Annotated in this window: 18 protein-coding genes and 1 pseudogene; 6 read left to right on the forward strand and 13 right to left on the reverse strand. The window is 69.0% G+C overall.

The window, feature by feature from the left end; genetic code table 11:
* Nucleotides 1-113: 113 nt before the first annotated feature.
* The 6 genes and pseudogenes from ACFWSK_RS36140 to ACFWSK_RS36165 all read right to left on the reverse strand — a co-directional run.
* Nucleotides 114-332: a hypothetical protein gene (locus tag ACFWSK_RS36140; protein WP_383795968.1), complete on the reverse strand. Its 219-nt coding sequence runs from the start codon at nucleotides 330-332 to the stop codon at nucleotides 114-116.
* A gap of 52 nt (nucleotides 333-384) precedes the next feature.
* Nucleotides 385-567, reverse strand: coding sequence for a hypothetical protein (locus ACFWSK_RS36145; RefSeq protein ID WP_383795971.1), 183 nt, complete (start codon nucleotides 565-567; stop codon nucleotides 385-387).
* 148 nt (nucleotides 568-715) lie between these two features.
* A complete protein-coding gene (locus ACFWSK_RS36150; protein WP_383795974.1) occupies nucleotides 716-841 on the reverse strand; it encodes a hypothetical protein in 126 nt (41 codons plus the stop codon).
* A complete protein-coding gene (locus ACFWSK_RS36155) occupies nucleotides 838-1026 on the reverse strand; it encodes a hypothetical protein (protein ID WP_383795977.1) in 189 nt (62 codons plus the stop codon). The genes ACFWSK_RS36150 and ACFWSK_RS36155 overlap by 4 nt, the downstream gene beginning before the upstream one ends.
* 578 nt (nucleotides 1027-1604) lie before the next feature.
* A complete protein-coding gene (locus ACFWSK_RS36160) occupies nucleotides 1605-2078 on the reverse strand; it encodes a hypothetical protein (protein ID WP_383795980.1) in 474 nt (157 codons plus the stop codon).
* A 467-nt stretch (nucleotides 2079-2545) separates the two neighbouring features.
* A pseudogene (locus tag ACFWSK_RS36165) lies at nucleotides 2546-2965 on the reverse strand (transposase); the annotation flags it as partial.
* Between the two features lie 99 nt (nucleotides 2966-3064).
* Between ACFWSK_RS36165 and ACFWSK_RS36170 the strand changes: the two are divergent.
* Nucleotides 3065-3757 carry a protein NO VEIN domain-containing protein gene (locus ACFWSK_RS36170; protein ID WP_383795983.1) on the forward strand — a complete coding sequence of 231 codons (693 nt, stop codon included), beginning with the start codon at nucleotides 3065-3067 and terminating at the stop codon, nucleotides 3755-3757.
* 49 nt (nucleotides 3758-3806) lie between these two features.
* Here ACFWSK_RS36170 and ACFWSK_RS36175 read toward each other — a convergent pair whose 3' ends face one another.
* Complete coding sequence (locus ACFWSK_RS36175; protein ID WP_383795986.1) at nucleotides 3807-3974, reverse strand: hypothetical protein; 168 nt, start codon at nucleotides 3972-3974, stop codon at nucleotides 3807-3809.
* A 413-nt stretch (nucleotides 3975-4387) separates the two neighbouring features.
* Between ACFWSK_RS36175 and ACFWSK_RS36180 the strand changes: the two genes are divergently transcribed.
* Nucleotides 4388-4555, forward strand: a complete 168-nt coding sequence (locus ACFWSK_RS36180; protein ID WP_383795989.1) for a hypothetical protein — start codon at nucleotides 4388-4390, stop codon at nucleotides 4553-4555.
* A 120-nt stretch (nucleotides 4556-4675) separates the two neighbouring features.
* On the forward strand, nucleotides 4676-5233 hold the full coding sequence (locus ACFWSK_RS36185) for a transposase (protein ID WP_383795992.1): 558 nt from the start codon (nucleotides 4676-4678) through the stop codon (nucleotides 5231-5233).
* A gap of 102 nt (nucleotides 5234-5335) precedes the next feature.
* Here the strand turns inward: ACFWSK_RS36185 and ACFWSK_RS36190 are convergent, their stop codons facing one another.
* Nucleotides 5336-6055: a hypothetical protein gene (locus ACFWSK_RS36190; protein ID WP_383795996.1), complete on the reverse strand. Its 720-nt coding sequence runs from the start codon at nucleotides 6053-6055 to the stop codon at nucleotides 5336-5338.
* Between the two features lie 711 nt (nucleotides 6056-6766).
* Nucleotides 6767-7285 carry a hypothetical protein gene (locus tag ACFWSK_RS36195; RefSeq protein ID WP_383795999.1) on the reverse strand — a complete coding sequence of 173 codons (519 nt, stop codon included), beginning with the start codon at nucleotides 7283-7285 and terminating at the stop codon, nucleotides 6767-6769.
* A gap of 150 nt (nucleotides 7286-7435) precedes the next feature.
* On the opposite strand from ACFWSK_RS36195, the gene ACFWSK_RS36200 reads away from it, so the two are divergent.
* Together ACFWSK_RS36200 and ACFWSK_RS36205 are read left to right on the forward strand one after the other, a co-directional pair.
* Entirely contained in the window at nucleotides 7436-8125 is a 690-nt protein-coding gene (locus ACFWSK_RS36200) for a TetR/AcrR family transcriptional regulator (protein WP_383796001.1), read from the forward strand.
* Nucleotides 8126-8316: 191 nt separating this feature from the next.
* Entirely contained in the window at nucleotides 8317-9702 is a 1386-nt protein-coding gene (locus ACFWSK_RS36205) for a serine hydrolase domain-containing protein (RefSeq protein ID WP_383796004.1), read from the forward strand.
* Between the two features lie 296 nt (nucleotides 9703-9998).
* Here the strand turns inward: ACFWSK_RS36205 and ACFWSK_RS36210 are convergent, their stop codons facing one another.
* Entirely contained in the window at nucleotides 9999-10475 is a 477-nt protein-coding gene (locus tag ACFWSK_RS36210) for a carboxymuconolactone decarboxylase family protein (protein ID WP_383796006.1), read from the reverse strand.
* A 70-nt stretch (nucleotides 10476-10545) separates the two neighbouring features.
* Here ACFWSK_RS36210 and ACFWSK_RS36215 point away from each other — a divergent pair, with 70 nt between their 5' ends.
* On the forward strand, nucleotides 10546-11430 hold the full coding sequence (locus ACFWSK_RS36215) for a sigma-70 family RNA polymerase sigma factor (protein ID WP_383796009.1): 885 nt from the start codon (nucleotides 10546-10548) through the stop codon (nucleotides 11428-11430).
* Between the two features lie 139 nt (nucleotides 11431-11569).
* On the opposite strand, the gene ACFWSK_RS36220 is transcribed toward ACFWSK_RS36215, so the two are convergent.
* From ACFWSK_RS36220 to ACFWSK_RS36230, 3 genes are all read right to left on the reverse strand, one after another.
* Complete coding sequence (locus tag ACFWSK_RS36220) at nucleotides 11570-12322, reverse strand: hypothetical protein (protein ID WP_383796012.1); 753 nt, start codon at nucleotides 12320-12322, stop codon at nucleotides 11570-11572.
* Nucleotides 12323-12550: 228 nt separating this feature from the next.
* Nucleotides 12551-12838 carry a putative quinol monooxygenase gene (locus ACFWSK_RS36225; RefSeq protein WP_383796015.1) on the reverse strand — a complete coding sequence of 96 codons (288 nt, stop codon included), beginning with the start codon at nucleotides 12836-12838 and terminating at the stop codon, nucleotides 12551-12553.
* A 65-nt stretch (nucleotides 12839-12903) separates the two neighbouring features.
* A complete protein-coding gene (locus ACFWSK_RS36230; protein ID WP_383796017.1) occupies nucleotides 12904-13455 on the reverse strand; it encodes a PIN domain-containing protein in 552 nt (183 codons plus the stop codon).
* Nucleotides 13456-13638 lie beyond the last annotated feature (183 nt).

The raw sequence follows: 13638 nt of genomic DNA on the forward strand, positions 1-13638 counted from the left end.
GTGGTTGGGGGGGCGCCCGGCCGGTATCCGCACGCTTCCGGGGGCGGGCGGCGGGGGCCCGCCCCGGCCGGGCCCCGGCCGGGGGGGGCGCCGCCCGGGACCGGACGTCTGCGTCAGCCGAAGGGCGTGTCCATGGGCACGGGCTTGATGGGCGTACCGTCCCGCCCGGCCACGAACGCGTTCACCAGCGCGTAGCCGACGACCACGCCTGCCGCTATCCCCAGTGGCGTGGCCATGACAGGCGCATGGGCGGTGGCGTAGCGGCCCTCCGGGTCGTCGATCCTGATGTCGGTGAGGGCACCGGGTCTCTTCAGGAAGGAAACGTCGTTCATCTCGATCTCCTTGTCGTCCTTGTCCGTGTCCTGATCCAGGTGAAGCTTGCGGTCACTCGTCGATCGGCTTCGAGTCGCCGATCGCCTGACTGACCATCACGCCGAGCGCGAATCCCGCCGCCAGGACCACCGGCGTGGCGGCGACCGGGGCGGCCCCCGTGGCGTTGAACCCGGGGTCGTTCTCGGACAGTTCGCGGGCCGTGGCCGGGGTGACCGGGCAGCCGGAAAGGTTCATGGTCTTCCTCCTTGTGCGTTCGATGGTGCGGAGAGTGCGTGGGCCGTGGTAAGGAGCCCGCTCAGAGGTGCGGGTCCTCGCTGCCCGCGATGATGTGGCCCATCGCCATCCCGCCGCAGAACTCCGAAACCGCGATGGCGATGTGGACCTAGGCGAGCGGGGCGGCGGCCGTGCCGGTGTGTCCGGCGTCGTTCTCGGACAGGGCGCGCGTCGTGGCCGTGGTGGCCGGGCATGCGGAGGCTCTCGCGACCGTCGCCCGTCGGGAACCGGTCACTCGTGTACGGGTGCGACCGTGTTGCCGATGATGGCGCCGGCCGCGTAGGCGACGACCACGGCTGCGGCGATGGTGACGACCACCTGGGTGGCGGCGACCGGTGCCGCACCACCGAAGACCTGCCCCTCGGCGCCCTCGTCGAGCGGCCCGACGGCCGCCCAGCGTGGTGTTCTGACCTGCTGCACGTTCCCTCCTCTGTCAGCCTGGACGGGAACCTGGAACATCCCGCCAGGTCCGTACGGCAGCGCGGCCCCCGGGCCCCGAGGGGCCCGGGGGGCGGCGTTCCGTCTGTGCCGTCAACGATGGCGAGGCCGCCGGTCGAACGGAAGGCCGTCGGCTGGCACGAGGCTGCAGGACCGTCCGCAGGATGGTGCAGTTCGGGGCGGCGGGGCCCCGGGGCCGTTTGAGGGGCCGGGGAACGGCGCATGATCCGGGGTTCGGCCCGCGTACGGCCGGACCGGGGCGGCCGCCCCGGTGACCACCGGAACCATGGGGCGTCGGTGGCCTTTCGGCCGGCCGCCACCGTTGGCGTCGGCCAGACGGAAGCCGCGACGGCGAACCGGAGGCCGACGGCATCGCCCCCGTCGCGGGCAGCCGTGGAGAGAGCCGCGGGCGGTGGCGGGGTGGTCCAGCACGAGATCGATCACCTCGAAGGCCAGCTGTACACCAGCCGCATGCGTGCCGGCGTGGAGCCGCTGCCGGTGGCGGAGTACTGCCATACCGGACACGCCTGGTCCTACGAGCAGCAGCCCGTCAAGGGCCGTCAGTATGGCGCGTTTGCCGCCCAGGCTCGGTGCGCCGCACCTTCCAGACCGCGAAGGGCCGCCGACCCGAGAGCGTGATCGGCCCCGCTCAACGTGGGCTCGCGCCAGACGATCTCGCCTTCCGCGCTGGACTTGATCCCGTTACGACTGAGGAGGGGCAGACACACAGCCTCGACGGTCATCAGGACTCCGTGGCTGCTGCCGTAGGTGTAGTGCGAGTCCCGGGAAAGCATCGACTTGGCCAACCGGTCGACTTCGGCCGCCAGGCCGGCTGTGCCCTCGCAGGCTAGGCACTCATTCAAGCCTGCGGCCAGGTCCTCGAAGACCCAGCAGCACGCCGTGTCCTCGTTTTCCAGCTCGCCGAAGCCTTCGAACAGAGGCTCCTGCCACTGCTGTCGGGCCAGCGTGTAGGGAATGTTCTGGGTGGCGGCTCGCCGCCGGTTCGCCTGCTTGACCGTCCGGTTGCGCGTCATGGGGTTTCTCCTGGCCGGGGCTCCCACGCAGCGCCCGGAGAGAGATCACCAGGGCAGGAAGCAGCAGCGCGCGATTCCTGGAGGGGCGGCGTAGCCCATGCTCCTGAACCTTCCACCTCGAGCGCTCGGTGCGGCGTGGGCGCACAGCGAACTCGGAGTGGGCAGGCGCACCTGCCGAACAGCAGGCTATCCGACGAGCCGCCGTGCCGTGTGCTGGCGGCCCCGGTTGCCCCAGTGAGTCAACCCATAGACCCGTAGGAAAACGAGGCCGTGTACCGCGGTGATGGCCCCTTTCGGTGCGCAGAAGCGCCCGAAGCCCGGGTGCCCTAAACTCGGCGTTTCAGTTGGGGCTGGTGGGCGGCTGAGCAAGGTTGTTTGAGGCCGCGTCGGCCGGTGGGCATGGTGAGGGCCCGACGCGGGGTCGGGTTCTCCAAGGTCCTTGAGTCGAGGCGGGCGGGGGCGGCGAGTCAGCTGGCGGGGCGAGGCAGTGCGGTCAGGCGGTGGAATGCGGCCGCGAGCTCATGTCGCCAGGGCCAGGTCGCCGATATCCGGAGGTGGAGGCGGCGGCCGCCCCGGGTGATCCGGGCGGCGACGTGCAGGAGCCGGTAGCGGAGTTTCTTGGGTTCGGCGGCCGCGAGTTCGCCGTCCAGCAGGAGGACGCGGGTCCAGGCCAGGAGGTCGATCGCCGCGAGGCTGAGTTCGAGCCAGACGGCGTTGACGCCGAAGCGGCGGGAGGGGAAGCGGCCGAAACCGGTGGTCTTGCCGCACCGGATGTGGTCTTCGACGCATGCGTGTCCGCGGTGGCGGACCTCAAGGAACTGGGCCGGGCCGGAGGCGAACGGGGCGTCGGTGAGGAACGCCTGGTGCCGCATGCCCTCGTCCCGGTCGATCCGTCGCCACCGCCATCCCGTGGGGCCACTGGCCGAGGGCCGCCAGCCAGCCGACGACCCGAACAGCACGGGCTGTCCGAGGCTGACCTGGACCGGGTGCGCAACAAGGCGGAACACGAGCGCCGCGAACAGGAGCGCAAACGGCGGTCGATCTCCGTCGGCGGCCGCAACTTCGACGTGGACTCCGGCGACTTCACCGCCCTCACCCGCGGACTCGACCGGGTCCTGCAGAGCGGCTCGGCGCCGGGCATCACCGCCGCGGGGCCGCTCCGCTTCACGGACCCCCGTCCCCAGTCCGGGCGCACCCAAGCCACCGGTCGCACGCGCGGATGGCGGTACGGAGGCGGCACGGGCAGAGGGCTGACTACGGCCCAGCGGGAGGCCATCGGGTACGTGGGCGAGTGGTACGCGTACCAGTGGCTGTGTGCGCGCTACCCGGACAGCATGGACGAGACCGGCTGGGTGTCGGGCAACCGCCGCAAAGCCTTCCCCGGCCCGTCCGGCGACGACGGCCTCGGCTTCGACTTCCGGGTCGGCTCCGGCAGCCGGCCCTACCTGTACGAGGTGAAGGCGACCGGAGGCGAAGGCGGCCGCTTCGAGCTGGGAGAGAGCGAGGTCCGCGCGGCCCGCCAGCACGCGGGCAACGACCGCTGGCGCCTCCTGGTGGTCACCCACGCCCTCACCCCTCACAAGATGGCCATCCAGATGCTCCCCAACCCCTACGGAAAGCGCGGCCAGGGCCGCTACCGCGAGGAGGGCGGGGCACTGCGCTTCTCGTACCTGCTGTGACCTTCACGTTCAACCCCAGCGCGAGATGAGTCGGGGCTGCACGTCAAGGTCAGAACTGGCCGAGACGGATCTGGTAGCAGTCGCTGCACATGTCCATATTTGGGACGAGGGCGCCGGCCTGGTCGCAGAAGGTACAGACGCCTTCGTGGGTCGATCCGCAGTCGAAGCAGATCCACGAGTCCTCTTCCGGTGAGTTGGCGATCGGGGTGCTGATCACGGAGTAGGAGCCGCAGCTGCCGCAGCCGGTGAGGTCACCACCTCCTTGCGTGACGCCTCCCCGTCAATACCGGTCACGAGTGGACGAAGGGCAACGCCTTGTCAGCCAGCCCAACCAGATTGAACATCGGTTCGGGCGAAGCCATCCGGCAGTGATCGAGTCATGCCGTTGTACGGGGATCGATGGGACGGTTGTGCAGTGCCGTCCCGGGCGGGGGTCTGACTCTTGAGATCTTTGACCGAAGTGTCCAGTCACGGACCTATCGACTGTCGTCGCGGGATGGTGCCTGCTGTCACCGAGCCACAGGGCGTGTCCCCATAGGGGTTTTGCCGACGATCAGGCGCCATCACAGTTCAGACCGCCCGGGCCAGTGACGGCTACTCAGCACGTCACGACGCGGGAGGCGAACCATCATGACGACCAGACAACGCAATACCTCCTCCAGCACGGATCCTCCCGTTCGGCGCGAGGTCGTCTTGGGCGTGGACACCCACGGCGAGGTGCATGTCGCCGCCGTGATCTCCTCGCTGGGGAAGGTTCTGGGCACCGAGTCCTTCCCGGCCACGGCGTCCGGCTACTGACGGCTGCTCGTCTGGGCCCGCAAGCGGGGTACGGTGCGCCGGGCCGGTGTGGAGGGCACCGGCACCTTCGGCGCAGGCTTGTCTCGCTACTTGCTGGCCCAGCAGATCCAGGTGTTCGAAATGAATCGGCCCGACCGCACGGCCCGCAGGCTGCTCGGGAAGTCGGACCCGTTTGATGCGCAGGCCGCCGCGCGAGCCGTGCTCAGCGGTCGCGCCAGGGCCCGGGCCCCGGAGTGTCCGGGCTTGCTGCGGCCGAGGTTCCTGCACGTGCTGTCCGAGGCCCAGGGCCTGCCGCTGGCCGTCGCGGTGTCCGGCGCGAACGTGCACGACAGTCAGGCGTTCAAGCCGTTGGTTCTCGGCATCCCCGCCGTCCGTTCTCGGCGCGGACCACGCCGGAGGAAGCCGGTGAAGGTCCGGGCGGACAAGGCGTATTACTCCGCAGAGCACCTCCGCTGGCTCCGCAGCCGGAATCTTGTTGCACGGATCGCCCGTCCCGGTATCGAGTCGGGTGAGCGGCTCGGTCGGCACCGCTGGAAGATCGAGCGGTCGATCTCCTGGCTCTTCGGCTACCGCCGCCTCACCGTCCGGTACGAACGAAAGGGCAGCCACTTCCTCGCCTTCCTCGGCCTCGCCGCCACCCTGACCTGCTACAAGAAACTCGCCAGACTCACCGTGTGAGACCCGTTCCCAGGAAACGATCAGGGCGAAGCTGCCTTGGCAGAGGGCGGGCCCCGTCAAGGACGTGGCCACTCTCAGCTCGCGCGTTCCTGCACTTGGCCCTCACCGTTTTCGGAACTCAGCGGTCTTCCGCGGATCGTCCGCCAGAATGCCGGCCGCGAGCTGCCGTACCTGCTCCTCCACGGACTGATCGTGGGTGACGAACAATTCGTACGCGTAGGAACATGCACGTTCTCCCGGTGCCTGGACGTGGTGGAACTCGACATCGACCCCCTCGGGGCTGGTGAGCTCCTGGGGGATGTCGGGCTCCTCGCGTCGTGGCCAGACCCCGGTGAGAACGCAGCCCCACTGCTCGAACCAGCCGCTGCCCGTAAGGGTCTGCTCGAGGAGCCGGGCAACGGTGTCTACCGGCTCTTCCCAGCTGAGGTCCGCCGCGGCCCGTGCGAGTTCGGCTTCGTACTGGGCAGCATCGAAGCGGATGTCCGCGGGCGCGGCAGTGATGTTGCTGGTGTTTTCCCAGGCGTCCCAGATCACTTGGTCGCCCTCACGGCGCATGGTGACGTACAGGGCGCCGCAGCAGCCAGCGGTGCAGGTCGGCTCGGTGATCACGACCCTGCGCGGCTCCTTCGTGACCGCCAGCGGCCAGCTTTCGGCCGAGCCTGTCCAGTGTCGGCAACTGAGTGCCACCCCTTCCGGGTGGACTCTCTTCAGAACGTCAACACCATCGATCAGGGGACGCACCTCGGCCCATGGGTCCGCCGCCCAGTCATCCGGGATCCTGTGCTGCAAAGTCAAGGCACTGATTGCCAACGGATCGGTCATACTCACATGATCGGCTGACGCCACGCAGCCGCGCACTCATTTTTTGGGCGTGATCAGCCTCGGCTGGTCGCCACGCTCGTGATTGAGAAGCTTGCCGAACTCACCACGTGAGACAACCTCTAATTTACTCAAATGCGAGCGCGGCATAAAGTTATACGCGTCAACGCCATGGAAGTGCGCTGATCAGGCATGGTGTGTGCGACCTTTTCAGCCACCCCCTGGCCGAGTTCTGCTGTGCCCCACTTCACACGGGCTTCGCGCGATGAGGGCGCGAAGATCGGCGTGCCGCCCCCGTTCGGCCCCCGTTCGGTCCGTCCGGGCACAAGAAAAAGCCCCAGGTCCCGGTGAGGAGTCCCGGGGCTTTCGCGGAGCCGCCTTCGGGATTCGAACCCGAGACCTACGCATTACGAGACCGTCAGCGTTCGTGCTGCGTGGTGCCTGGTCGTGCTGCTGAGTGACATTTTGCCTGATCAGAGCACATGCGGTTGGTCGGTCTGTGCTCGCTGATATTTCGTCGTCCGAAGGCGTCCGGCCACCGGCTGGCCACCGGAGGCGACAACGAGAGGCTCCACCCGGGTTGTAGGTCTTCCACAGTGCCTCCTGCGGCTCGATCCCACTCCCTGCGCAAGCGCACCCCCAGGAGCGCGCTTCAACCGTAGCCGGTACGGGCGAGGCGCCCGGCGCGGTGATGAACACAGCCAGTAGCGGGTGTCAGGCGAGGGCGGCGGCGGTCAGGGCGAGGGCGGAGCCGGCGAAGACGACGGTGTGGCGGACGTGCTGGAGAGTCCGGGTCCAAGCGGGGAAGGCGCCTTCGGCGGCCTTGAGGAAGGCGGGGACCTCGATGCTCAGCAGCTCCGGGTCGCCCTTGCGGCGGAAGGCGGCGCGCACCGACTTCACGGCGCCGAGCTGGCTCTGCAGGATGAGGATGTTCGCCAGGAACGCGATGGTGGAGAAGACCCAGGTCAGCGTAGTGCCAAGCGGGTTCCCTGTCAGGTTGAGGGCAGCGGTGACCAGGCTCGCGGCGGCGAACGAGCCGGGTGCCCACCATTCGTGGCCGCTGGCGTCGAAGCGGATCCTGTTCTCCTCCAGAACGGCGGGGCGGACGCCTTGGCGCTCCAGCTCGGCGACGGCGGCGGCCTTGGCGGCGGCGCCGAAGCGGTGGCGGAGCAGCGGGATGGAGGCGAATGCGGTGGCGACGAAGATCTGGGCGACGGCGGCGAGGGTGTTCACGGAACTCTCCTGACAGGGGGGCTAAGCACGATCGCGACTTTTACGACGTTCAAGTCCCGATGCCGAGAACTGTAGACCTGGACTTGAACAATGTGCAAGATCCGACCTGAACTTTGTTCAAGCTGCCCGCTCGGCCTTATCGTGAGATCCATGCCACGTGACACACTGACCCGCGAGCAGATCATCCGGACCGCCGTCGAGCTGCTCGACGCCGAGGGCCTGGAGGGCCTCAACATGCGCGCCCTGGGCAAGCGGCTCAACTCCGCCGCCACCGCCGTCTACTGGCACGTCAAGAACAAGGACGACCTGCTCGTACTCGCCGGGGACCGGGTCTGGGGCGAGATCCGCCTCCCCGACCTCGACGCGGTGGACTGGCGCACCGCGGCCACCGCGATGGCCGGTGACCTGTACGCGATGTTCACCCGTCACCCCTGGCTGGTACAGGCGTTCGCCAGTCACCTCTTCCACGGCACCGGCAAGGCCCGCCATGACGACCACAGCCTCGCCGTGTACGAGAAGGCCGGCTTCGTCGGCCCGCAGGCCGACCGGGCGGCCGCCGCCGTCTTCACCTACGTGCTCGGCAACGCCGCGCCGGCCGCCGCCACCGTCTCACTCACCCGCCGGATCGCGCGCGAGGGCGGCGACCCCGTGGAGGTGTTCGGCGCGGTGATGAAGGAGGCGGTCGAGGCCGCCGCCGGATTCCCCCGATTGCGGGCCCGGATCGACTCCGCCGCCGATTCGTCCGTCGGCTACGCCGAAGCTCCGCAAGAGAGCTTCGAGTTCGGGCTCGGGGCGCTGCTGTCCGGCCTGGCGGCCGGACAGCCCCGCCAGGTGAGCTGACGGACTTTCGGATCAGGGCCCGGGTCGGTGACCCGGGCCTTTCGCGTGGGCGCCCGAGCGGCCAAAGGAAGGCCAAGAAGCACTTGCACAGCGTGCAAGTCTCGCGTAACGTTCCACTTGAACACAGTGCAAGTCCGTGGGGGTGCGGCCGCCATCGTGGTGGCACGCCGGGATCAAGAGGGGGAGATGTCATGTCGCAGAACTCACTGGCCGCCTTCGTCGCGAAGACGGCCGAGGAGTACGGCCTGCCCGGCGCCGCCGTCGGCGTCTGGGCCGCCGGACAGGAGACGTACGCCTGCCACGGGGTCACCAGCGTCGACCACGCGCTGCCCGTCGACGAACAGACGCTGTTCCTACTGGGCTCCGTCAGCAAGACCTACACGGCGACCGCGCTGATGCGCCTGGCGGCGAACGGCCAGGTCGACCTGGACGCGCCAGTCCGTCGCTACGTCCCCGAGCTGGTGCTCCCCGACGAGCAGGCCACCGCGGAGATCACGGTGTTCCAACTGCTCAACCACACCGCCGGGCTGGACTGGCGGATGGCTGTCGACACCGGCGAGGGGGACGACGCCCTGGCCGCCTACGTGGCGAACATGGCCGACTCGGAGCTGATCGCACAACCCGGCACCCGCGCCTCCTACAGCCAGATCGGGTACAACCTGGCGGGGCGGGTCATCGAGAAGGTCACCGGCCAGACCTATGAGCAGGCCATCGCCGCTCTGCTGTTGGAGCCGCTGGGGCTGGAACACACCTCCCTCTCGGTCGACGACGTCATGACCCTGCGCTTCGCCGTCGGGCACAACGTCGGCGACGACGGCAAGCCGGCCGTGGTCCGCCAGTGGAAGGACAGCCGTGCCAACAACCCCGGAGGGGGCACCGCCGCCTCGGCTGCGGACCTGCTCCGCTGGGCCCGCTTCCACCTCGGCGACGGCCAGACCCAGGACGGCACCCCCCTCCTGCCGGCCAAGGCCGTACAGCGGATGCGGCAGGAGAGCGTCGAGCTGCGCGGCTCCACACTCGGCGACGCCTTCGGCGTCTGCTGGTTCCTGCGCGAGGTGGAGGGCGTGCGGACGGCGGGTCACGGCGGTTCCGCCAACGGCCAGTTCGCCGAGTTGCTGATCGTGCCCGAACACGACTTCGCGGTCGTCGTGCTGTCCAACGCGGGCCCCGACACCGGCCTCGCCTTCAACCAGGCCGCCCTGCGGTGGGCCCTCGAACACCACCTGGGAGTGGTCGAGCAGACCCCGGAGCCGATCCCGTACGACGAGAACCGCGCCCACGAGATCGCTGGCAGCTACGAGAACGAGCTCATGAAGCTCACCATCGCCACCGACGGAGCCGAACTGACGATCGCCTGCGACATCAAACAGGAGATCCGCGCGGCTGCCGACACCGAACTGCCCCCGGACCTCCCCCCGGCCGCCCTCGGCCTGCTGCCCGGCCACGCCGACGAGTACATCGTCACCAGCGGCGGCCTCACCGGCCAGCGCGGCTTCTTCACCCGCGACGACAGCGGCACCATCACCGGCGCCGACCTCGCCGGTCGCCTCTTCACCCTCACCCCGGCAGACCGGTGATCCCACCCGCCGGCTCCCGCGCACCGACCAGGCGGCGCGGCGGGCCGAAAAGCAGACAGCCCGCCACGTCGCGTCCCAGGCGCGGAGCAGAGCTGTCGCCCCGCCCTCCGACGGCGCCGCATGACAGACATCTCATGAGGGCGGGAATCGGACGGTCCATGAGTCCGGGCAGCGCCGGTGTCGCACGTGACGTCACTGTGAGCCGGAGCCAGTGCCGGCGGCAGAGTTCCGCGACCACCAGCACCGGCTCGGGACAGGCATCGCCCCGGGCTATGGCCCCAGGGCTGCGGCACCGATCACCACGTGGTGCCGGCGGGCTCCTCGATGGTGGTGTTGATGCGGTTGAAGAAGTTGGTGAGGCCGATCATCAGAATGATGGCCGAGAGCTGCTCCTCGTCGAAGTGGTCCGCGGCCTCGTCCCAGATCGCGTCGGGGACGGCCTTGCCGGAGCGGTCGGCGATCCGGGTGGCGGCCTCGGTCAGCGCCAGGGCCGCGCGCTCCTCCGCGGTGAAGAACGGCGCCTCACGCCAAGCGGCCACGGCGTGCAGGCGTTCGTCGGTCTCGCCGTGCTTCTTCGCGCCCGCCACGCCGGCGGACACGCAGGCGCCGCAGCTGTTGATCTGGCTGGCCCGCAGGTGGACCAGCTCCAGGGTCTGCGGGGAGACGCCGCCCTGGTACATGGCCTTGTAGATGTTCTGGATGCCCTTCATGGCGTCCGGCAGGACCTTGGCGGGGTTCTTCATCCGGGCGGTGGCGGTGATCGTGGCGCTCATTTGATTCTCTCCTGGTCATTGGCTGGCGTCTGTTACTGGACCGACGGATACGGACGCGGGGGTGTGACAGGTGAGTGAGAAATTCTTTCTGACCGATCGTTTCGAGGCGGAGCGGCCCGGACTCCGGGCGGTGGCCTACCGCATGCTGGGATCGCTCGCGGAGGCGGAGGACGCCGTCCAGGACACCTGGCTCAAGCTCAGCCGCACGGATACCAGCGAGGTGAAGAACCTGGGAGCATGGCTTACCACGGTCGTCAGCCGGGTATGTCTGGACATGTTGCGCTCGCGTACCTCGCGACGCGAGGAGCCGCTGCCCGAGCAGGAGGGACCGGTCCGGCTTCCGGACCCGGTGGTCACCCCACTCGGCCGCATCAACCCTGAACAGGAGGTCCTGGTCGCGGACGCGGTGGGCATCGCATTGATGGTCGTGCTGGAAGCCCTCTCCCCGGCCGAGCGACTCGCCTTCGTCCTGCACGACATGTTCGACGTGCCCTTCGACGACATCGCCCCCATCCTCGGCCGGACCACGGTCTCCACCCGACAGCTCGCCAGCCGCGCCCGCCGCCGGGTCCAGGGCGCAGCCCCGGCGGCCGACACCGACCTCGCCCGTAAGCGCGACGTCGTGGATGCCTTTCTGGCCGCCTCCCGCGGCGGCGACTTCGAAGCACTCCTGGCCGTCCTCGACCCCCACGTGGTCGCGCGCTCCGACGGCGGCACGCTCGTCCCGAGCATCCTGCGGCGCGGCGCAGCCGACGTGGCGTCCCAGGCGATCACCTTCGCCCGCTTCGCGGCGGACGCGCGCCTGGTACTGGTCAACGGTACGCCCGGCGTCGTCTCGTTCAGCGGGAGGCGACCGCTGTCCGTCATGTCGTTCACCATCCAGGACGGCCGTATCACCGGACTCGACATCCTCAGCGATCCCGACCGCCTGACCACACTCGGACTGACCACCTGACCCCTGACCACCTGGCCGGACTGCCTGACTGGCCTGACTGCGGTCGCGCGAGCCCGCCCGATGGAGCCGCGTTCAAGCTTGTTCACGCCGGTGGGCCGGCGGCGGGATGTACGCGTCGACGCCGGGGCGGGCGTACCGCTCAGGAGCAGGAGCGAACCGCGGCGTCCCAGGCGCCGGGGCTGCGGTAGTGATTCCTGTGCCCTGCGGCGAGCACCTGGCGCAGTTCCGCACGGTGCTGGGTGTGTGTCGGGAGGTCCAACTGGTTGAGGAGGGCCAGTGCGGCGGCTGACTCCAAGTCGCCGTAGACATCGTGGAAACCGGCCAAGAGGCCGCGGAAGAGGGCTGGGTGCAGGGCGGGGAGCCGCATTGCGGCGCGGTACGTCGGCTCCTTCACGGGCCAGCGCACTGGGCCCGAGCACTCTAGGACCCGACAGGCTCGGCGGAGCAGGGCTTTCGATGGATCGGCCACCATGCGGTCGATGTCCTTACCGAGCACTTCGGCGAAGGCCGTCGCCGAAGTGCTGTGGTTCTCGAACCAGTCCACCCACAGCGAATAGGTGACGGCCTCGACGTCCCTTTCCGCCTCCAATCGCTGACGGTAGCCGTCCCACAGCACGTCGGCCGGCAGGGGACCCTCCGCGCTCTCGTCCGCGAACCGGATCTCGCAGGTGACCCAATAATCGTCGAGGAGGTCCAGCAGCCCGAAGGCCAGCCGTACCTGGTCAGCTGCCCGCAGGTCTTCGGCGAACACGTCGGCGGCCCAGGAATGCGCCACCTGGCTGGCGGTGATCAGCACGTCCGGTTTCTCGTCGCTCACCCACCCGCCGCGCACCTGGCTGACCCCCTGATCAGCCAGCCAACGCCGCGCCGCCTCCACGGCTTGCATCTCCATTCGGGAAGTATGACAAGCCTTTCGAGATCCGCACGAAATGGCCTGGGGCGGCTGGTGGGCCCATTCCAGTCTGCGTGAGCTGCTTGTAAGGGGGTGGGCTCGTTCGGTCGCTGACGTTTACCCCGGGTCAGTAGTGGTTGCCGGTCGGCCATGTTGGAGCGGGGCCGGGCATCGGACAAGGGAGCCTGGTCAGGTCTCCGGACCGTCCAACTGACACCCGCGCTCCGCTCAAGTCAGTGAGCGCACCTCGGCGACGTCGTATTCGGCCACCGCGGCGGCGAGCATCGCGGCGCCCCGCTCCTCGCCGGCACCACCGCCTCGGAACGCCTCGACGGCAGCCTGCGACTCCCACCGCTCGAAGATGTTGATGCGCCCGGAATCCACCAGGTCCGCAGCGATAGCGAAGTCGAGGCAGCCCGATGTGCGGCGGGCCAGTTCCACAACGCTCACACAGCCTGCGAGATAGGACTCACGCTGTTGAGGGTCGACAACGATGTGCCCTGCGACGATCACCATGTGCTGCTCCTTGTTGGGTCCGAACCGGCCGTGTCGCCAACTATGACCGTCGACCCAGGCCAGACTCATCGGCGCGCGCAGAACGGGAACCCCCGGTGCTCCGTGATGTTCAGGAAGACGCTGGTCTGCCGTTCCAGGTCGATCATCTTGCCCTCCGTGACCCCCACGTCCCCCAGGGCCGAGCGCAGCTCCCGCCACTCCTTGACCGCGAGCCCGCTGTCGACGAGGTCCGCGTCGGTCCCGATGATGACCACCGGGGCGATCACCCCGGCCAGTAGCAGCATCGGCACATCGGAGGCGTCCCGTCCGGCGAGGACCTGAGCCTCGGGGGTCATCGGCAAGCCGGCGGTGTCCACGACGTACAGGACGGGCGCGTACCGGAACTTCCACAGCGCCAGCGCCCGTCCCAGGTCGAACTTGCCGCCCTCGCGGTGGCGGTCGGCCAGCACCCGAGGCACCTCTTCCCATACGTGAACAGGGATCAGGCATCGCACCGTCCCCGCTCGGCCGCCGGCGACGAACGACGACGGGTCCCGGCGACGGGTGGCCGCGATGATGTCCGTGGTCAGCACGGAGGTGTCCAGCAGCGCGCGGCGCAGCGGTCCGCGCTGGTACACAGGCCCTCCCAGTGAACTAGGTCGGAGCCGGTCGTTCGGCGGCAACAGTCCGTTCCTACGGGATGGACATGCTGCGGTGGTTCCGACCTGTTACTGAGATTGAACTCGTGAAGTCATAAGGGCTGACGAGGGGTGTCTGCCTGCGGTATCACGAGAGGATGAGGTATCCACAGGGTGGCGGGT

The sequence above is a fragment of the Streptomyces sp. NPDC058620 genome, assembly GCF_042717135.1.
In the GTDB taxonomy this organism is placed as follows: Bacteria; Actinomycetota; Actinomycetes; order Streptomycetales; family Streptomycetaceae; genus Streptomyces.